The following is a 6,297-nucleotide window of genomic DNA, read 5'->3' as shown; positions in this document are numbered from 1 at the left end:
GGATATTATTGATGCGGGCGGAATGGTGATAAACGGTACGGATTCACCGCTTGTAACGATTGGTTTTAGTACGCATGCAGAACTTATGGCTATGACAGAATATGGAATGACTCCATATGAAGCATTACGTACTGCCACGTATTACCCAGCGAAAAAGATGGGTGTTGAGGACGATCTAGGTACCATTGAGCCAGGAAAGATTGCAGATCTTGTATTTGTGAAGGGTAACCCTTTACAAGATATAAAAGATACCGTTAACGTCCAGATGGTTATGAAAGATGGTAAAGTATATTCAATCGATGACATTATCGCTCCATTTAATAAATAATAGATGTTTATTGTTTGGATTAGAATCGTTTAATTGAATCAAGGTGGCCAATATCGGTCACCTTGATTTTTTTGTAAAAGGATCAAATAGTACGTTTTTTGTCTTAAAAATATTCTTTTTGTTTTACTGCCCAGAAAGTCATCATATTTGTATACATGGTAAGGTATCCATTATTTCAACTTAAAAATCCTTAGCGTGGTTTTTTCGCGTTTTGCTGGTGGTACCCTGGTAGGACCCCTTTATATATAATGAAAAAACAGTTTTATGTATACTTTCTTGAATAACAGTTTAAATAAAACAATTAATAAGAATTGAAAATACTAAAAGCCCTTGTTTTTATCAAAGGCTTTTTTTGTTTATAAAAAGTGTACTTTTAGCGAGAAAACTACTTTCAGAATGGAAAATCTTCTTTCTCACGTTCTGAATACGGTAGAGGATTTTCTTCGATATTAAAAATTTGAGGAGTCCATGTTTCATAACCAATGTCATTTATGATACCTTGTTTGAACTCTACTAAATAAAGCCAATCTGTGAATTCAATAGGAACATAATTACGAATTGTTTGGCTAAATGGCGGATCAACTAAATAGCTTTCATGGTCTGGTCCGCAGAAAAGAGTATAATTTTTCTCTCCTGTGAGACTGCTTTTATAGCAAATTCCTTCAAAGCCTTGTTTTCTTAAGTATTCTGATAACAACTGTGTAGAGAGATATTCAATAGGAGCTTCCATATCTGTTACAGGTCTAGATATCTCACTGGAAAAATCGCGAAAAAACATCATGTTTAAATATATATCCTGACTATATTCCTCAGAAAATATACTTGGTATCTTAGTTTCAGGCTCGATAGTTAAATCAAGAAGTTTTAATTCTTTGCGAGTTTTGAAACTGCCCATAATATACTTATCATTAAAACCTGCACGTACCTCTGCTAGACAAGTCTTTTCATCATTACTACAATAAAAATAAGATATACCTACGGGATTCATTCGTAAAGGCTTAGATAAAACAACTGGAGGAGGACCACATTCTTTTAGAAACGAATTAATATCTGATTTAATACGATAACCAGGATCAAGACGTGCTCTATGAACGAGACTATTAGCTGGAAGTTTAATAGTCATTTTTGTTATCGTATTTTTAATATCCTCCAATAGTACCTCTCTACTTATATCACCTAAGTCAAAAAAGCGATTGTTGTGTTTAACTGTCATTTTAAATTCAGCCCAACTCATAACAGATGAACTGTAAGGATAATCTTGTGATGCGTCTATATGTACCAGGTTAACCTCACCATTTTCCCATAAATCTTCATCCCCCTTTGAAATATCTCGGTAGTCGGGAGCACTATATTCAAACAAATCATTTAATAAAGATTCATCATTACTATTTGAAAAAATATCTTCTTGGAATAGTCTTGTTTTTGCAGTTTCTGTTAGTAAATATACAAGATCGCTATTTTGCTCATCTATATGCCAGAAAAATTCAGAATCAAGAACCTGATACTTTTTAAGTAGGCATTTCTTTATAAAGACCCCCACTACTTCTATATCAGATATATGAACATGGTCAGATTCACAGTATGAGCACTTACCTATTTTATTTTTATTGGTTATAAAACTACGAATATGAACATCTTTAAAACATTCTTTACAGCAGTACAAAAAATCACCCCTCTATAATTGTGAAATTCAGTCATTTGAAAATTGACTGAGTTGCTATTAATATTGGATTAGGTTACATACCTCGGAAAGAGAAATGACACGTTATGCTGATCAACAGAAATAGAAAAAGTTTTGCGAAGCTTAGTGCTTTCAGGCTCATTAATCACTCCTTAATTAAGATTTAACATTATTATAGTCTATAAAATTGAATTTTTTTGGAGGTTTCACTATTTAATGTGCACATAAAGGAATTTGCATCTTTTTTATAGATTTCTTGAAATTTCATTTCAAACGTCCTGATAAAAAAGTTGCTCTTACTATATCAAGAGGCGGCGTATAATAGAGGCAAGATTAAGCTACATACATATGACAGTGCCGCCGGGTGTGAGTAGGTATGAGTAATGGCACAGGAGGTTCTAAAAAGAATAAGCCAAATGATGCAAACCATGTGAATGCGGAGACGAAGGCCTATCAAAGACGAATAACCAAGAGCATAATACATCGAAGAAAATATAAGGGGAAGATTCAGTAGAGACTTTTTTTCGATTCCACTATAAATTCCCTGGTCATATAACTCATTCACTATTTACTAGGGAACTGATAATCCAAATCAGTTTCTCTTTATTGATTTATCCCTTGTAATGGGAGGTCATATTCGTCTAGTTTACATAATACTGATTATTAACAGTAAAAAGTCTAGTTTCTTTTCTTCCTTGAAGTGGAAAACGAAGAGGATATATGTTATGTTTGGTCTCTACATAGTATATTTACAATTGAGGTGTATCAAATTGAATAAAACAGAATTAGTGAAAGCTGTATCAACACATGCTGAACTGACACAAAAAGATGCTGCAAAAGCAGTTGATGCGTTATTTGAAACGATTTCTAACACCCTTGCTAAGGAAGAGAAAATCCAATTAATTGGATTTGGTACGTTTGAAGTACGTGAACGTGCAGCAAGAACCGGCCGTAACCCACAAACCGGTGAAGAAATAAGCATTGCTGCTTCTAAAGTTCCAGCTTTTAAACCAGGTAAGGAATTAAAAGAAGCCGTTAAATAAAATAAATATATATATATTTTATTGTAAAAATACTCTGGGGATGAGTCTCCAGAGTATTTTCTATTTAAACGATGGTTTTTGAGATAGTAGAAATCCGGAGCAGAATCGCAGCTAACGCCAACTGTGGATTTAAAAAAAAGTCGCGATGTTTGTAAAAAAGATGCGATGTTTAAAATAAAGTCGTACCGTTTATAAAAAAGTTGTACCGTTTTACCCCTTTAGATTATCTAAAGGGGTGTTTTTATAGTGAAAAGGAAAAAAACATCTCTGAATTGAAAGATCTATTAAGGAACTGTTGAGTGACAATAAATTGTTCCGTTAAAGGGCCATATTGTTGAACAACACCTAGATATCTAGGTTAAACTTTAGAAGAGATTGTGAAAGTTTGTACTTAAAGTAACGGGGCAGTTTAGTTCAACAAGAATGAGTAGATATTTCTTTGTATTATTCTAGTAACATTTGTAACAATAGGTGTTCTAATTTTTAAGAACGCTTCAATTCTTTCAGCATTTAGGAGAATTTGGTTGGATTTGAAATAGGGTGAACCCCATACACTTAATGTGAATAAAAAAGTGGAATTTGGTACTTATACGTTTGCTAAATGGACAAAAAAAGCAATGTATAGAGGATTCAAATCCAATAGTATTTAAGGTGTTTTTAACCTCAGTGCAACAAAGTTTTTGGATAATATTGGTACAATTAAAATGTAAATATTAATTGTAAAGAAGGGATTACTTTGAAAGAAATAATTAGTAGCTATGAAGATTTATTATTAATGTTAGATTCATTATTGCGTGAGCCAACTCAGTTTTGGGATGATTTTTATTCTAATCGTGAAAAAGGTATTCCCTTTTTCGTAAATAAGCCAGATGAGAACTTAGTTAATTATTTCGAGGGGAAAATACTTAATCCAGGAAAAGTTCTTGAACTTGGATGTGGTCCAGGTAGGAATGCAATCTACTTTGCTGAAAAAGGGTGTTTAGTTGATGCAGTAGATTTATCTGAAGAATCAATTCGATGGGCAACAGAAAGGGCGAAAGAAAGAAATGTAAATATAAACTTTGTTAATAAAAATATCTTTGATATAGCTATTGAAGAAGGAGCATACGATATTGTGTATGATTCAGGTTGTTTTCATCATATAGCTCCCCACCGAAGAATGAGTTATATAAATTTGCTACAAAAGGCATTAAAACAAGGTGGTTACTTTGCAATTACTTGTTTTGTTCAAGGCGGAGTGCTAGGTGGAGCAGACATATCAGATTGGGAAGTTTATAGATTACGAAGCCTTAAAGGTGGCTTAGGTTTTACAGACGATAAGCTGAGAACTATCTTTAAGGACTTTGATGAAGTTGAAATACGTAGAATGAAAGAGATTAAACAATCGAATGAAGTGTTTGGTGTCTCTGCATTATGTACTGCTTTATTTAGGAAGAAGTAAAATTATAGAACTAACAGGTGCTTTACTTCAATAAGGGAGGTTGCTGAAGCAACCTTTTTGTTATGCAACTAAAGGGGCAGTTTAGTTGAATAAGAAAAATAGAAGGATTTTACATTTTTTTGAAGAAGTACTTTCTTTACGTAGTTAAAAATCGAAATGAAATGAGGTGAAGAGATTAAAAAATTAATTATTATATGCCTACTATTAATTACAACTGGTTCTATATGGATGGTATATAAAACTGAAAATGTGAAATTTCCAAGCACTTTAACGGTTAGCCAGAATAAGAAAGAGTTTTCACCAAAAGGATTATCTCCAGGTAGCGAGCCTGAGTACGATATTAATATGGAAATGGATGTAGAAGGGAAATTTAAAATCCATTCAATTACCTCTATAAAAAATATCTCTACTGATAAATGGGAACAGTTAATGTTTTACTTTATTCCAAATATGTTTACTGAAACTAATTCATACTTAGAAAAACCATCTACTGTTAAAGTTGAAAGCATTAATCTCGATGGAAAAACAGTAAAGTTCAATCTTGAAAAGGATACGTTAACAGTTCCTTTAAATGAGAAATTAGAACCAAATCAAAATGTAGTTGTGGACATTAAGTATGAATTCACTCTTCCAGAGAAGGGTTTAAGATTTACCAAAAATGAAAATAATTATTTTTTAGCACAATGGTATCCTATGATTGCCACATATAGAAACCATAAATGGAATAAGGAAGCGTATCGGCTTAAAGGTGAGACCTATCATACTGCATTTAGTGATTTCAAAATACAATACAAATTGCCAAAAGATTTAACCATAATTTCATCCAGTGATAATGATAGGTATCCAAGTGAACGTACCGGCGTTTTAGAAGGGGAAAACTTAAAAGAATTTTATATTTCATTATTGAAGGAACCGAATGTGATCCAAAAGAAGACAGATGACATTACAATAAGAGTATTTGGGGTTGATGAAAATAAAGAATTACATAAAGAAATAAGTGAGATCGCTAGTGAAGCAATGAATTACTTTCAAGATAATATTGGACCTTATCCTCATAAGCAACTGGATATTATTTTAGATGAATTAGGAATGGAATATCCAGGTGTAGTAACAGCTGGTTCTATTTATAATCGTCTTCGTGAAAGTCCTGAACATCTAAAGCGTACAATCGTTCACGAAATTGCTCATCAATGGTTTTACGGGGTTATAAGTAATGATCCTTATCACGATGCCTGGCTGGATGAAGGTATAACAACGCTCGCTACTTTGTTGTTTTATGCAAATCAAGGTAATGATATTTCCTTTGATGAAGAGCTCTTTAGAGAATTTACTTTACCTGTAAACTTACCATTAGATAAATACTCTTCTAACGAACAGAGTAGTTATATTTATGGAAAATCTTCCAAAATGCTCTGGAAAGTTTTTCAGGAAAATGGAGGGGAATTAAAAGCTGAAGATTTTCTCGAAAATTATTATGACCATTATCAATATAAAGAAGTAGATACTCAAGAGTTTGTAAGATTTTTAAAATACTATTTGAACTTAAAAGATGACGTCTATTTTAAAGATTGGATTTTATTAGATGAATAACAATGAGAATTTAACCTAAAGTCATTTAATAAATCTCATTTATTTTCTTTTTTTAATGAACTAACGGATGCTTTACTTCAATAAGGAAGGTTGCTCTGGAACTCTTTTCATCAGGAACTATCGAGGCAAGTTAGTGAGAAGGAAAGTACAAAAAGTATGAGGTATAGCAAAAAACAAAAGGGGAACCAGTGTATGAATAATGAATTTGAAAAGG

5 protein-coding genes are annotated in these 6,297 nt (G+C 32.5%); 4 read left to right on the top strand and 1 reads right to left on the bottom strand.

Going from position 1 to position 6,297, the window contains the following annotated elements:
* Positions 1-328, top strand: a 328-nt coding sequence (locus AC1DUW_RS18750) for an amidohydrolase family protein (RefSeq protein ID WP_477643180.1), incomplete at its 5' end; no start/stop codon positions are given.
* Between the two features lie 391 nt (positions 329-719).
* Here AC1DUW_RS18750 and AC1DUW_RS18745 read toward each other — a convergent pair.
* A complete protein-coding gene (locus tag AC1DUW_RS18745) occupies positions 720-1,991 on the bottom strand; it encodes an RES family NAD+ phosphorylase (RefSeq protein ID WP_477643179.1) in 1,272 nt (423 codons plus the stop codon).
* A gap of 788 nt (positions 1,992-2,779) precedes the next feature.
* Here AC1DUW_RS18745 and AC1DUW_RS18740 point away from each other — a divergent pair.
* From AC1DUW_RS18740 to AC1DUW_RS18730, 3 genes are all read left to right on the top strand, one after another.
* Complete coding sequence (locus tag AC1DUW_RS18740; RefSeq protein WP_053345758.1) at positions 2,780-3,052, top strand: HU family DNA-binding protein; 273 nt, start codon at positions 2,780-2,782, stop codon at positions 3,050-3,052.
* A gap of 736 nt (positions 3,053-3,788) precedes the next feature.
* The gene (locus AC1DUW_RS18735; RefSeq protein ID WP_477643178.1) at positions 3,789-4,493 is read left to right on the top strand and encodes a class I SAM-dependent methyltransferase; all 705 of its coding nucleotides are present in this window, start codon (positions 3,789-3,791) and stop codon (positions 4,491-4,493) included.
* A gap of 228 nt (positions 4,494-4,721) precedes the next feature.
* Positions 4,722-6,083, top strand: a complete 1,362-nt coding sequence (locus tag AC1DUW_RS18730; protein WP_477643177.1) for a M1 family metallopeptidase — start codon at positions 4,722-4,724, stop codon at positions 6,081-6,083.
* Positions 6,084-6,297 lie beyond the last annotated feature (214 nt).

Source organism: Peribacillus sp. P4_C12 (assembly GCF_056402095.1).
This window is presented reverse-complemented; position numbering and strand designations above follow the sequence as displayed.